The organism is Actinomyces sp. S6-Spd3 (genome assembly GCF_000758755.1).
Lineage (GTDB): Bacteria > Actinomycetota > Actinomycetes > Actinomycetales > Actinomycetaceae > Pauljensenia.
Genome location: NZ_JRMV01000089.1, coordinates 1 through 634 on the forward strand (window position 1 = coordinate 1; position 634 = coordinate 634).

The following is a 634-nucleotide window of genomic DNA, read 5'->3' on the forward strand; positions in this document are numbered from 1 at the left end:
GATGAAATGTTCATTGCTCTAAAATCAGCTGAGATCAAGAATGTTTGCAAGCGGCTCATAATGAGCGTAAACGGCAGCGCGATACGCATCCGCGTCACCAGCCTGCGCAGTTTCCAACATGAGGGCGTGCGCCTTCGCGGTCGACACCAAGTCCGGCCGGATCGTTTCCTCCATGTCTGGAATGAAAGACTGGTGCACCATCCACATTGCCGCAACCAGCTGATTCAGCAGGCTGTTATCCAAATAGGAAGAAAGCCCATTGTGGAAAGCAATGTCCTCCTCCAGGTAGGTCTGCCCGGCCTCGGCCTTCTTAATCATCACCTGAACTAGCTCTTCCAGCTGCGGATTAGAAGTTCCCTTCATCTCCCGCGCCAAGCTGTCACTCATCCCTAGATCAATGTACCTGCGAATAGCTACAACGTGTCGCAGCGATTCCGATCCTTCAAAATGGTCCAGGGCGTAGCGCAAAACCAGCGTTTCAACCATCGGTTGAAGCGACATTTCGCCAACGAACGAACCGCGTCCTTGCTGGACGCGCACAATATCTAAAGCTTCGAGCTTACGAATCGCCTCGCGCACAGAGGAACGGGAAACGCCAAGATCTTCGCACAGCTGGATTTCCGTAGGAAGAGGA

1 protein-coding gene is annotated in these 634 nt (G+C 53.0%); it reads right to left on the reverse strand.

Features of this window, described 5'->3' with window-relative positions; all coding sequences use genetic code 11:
- Positions 1-24: 24 nt before the first annotated feature.
- On the reverse strand, positions 25-634 hold a 610-nt coding region (locus tag HMPREF1627_RS00535), incomplete at its 5' end, for a FadR/GntR family transcriptional regulator (RefSeq protein ID WP_199805854.1).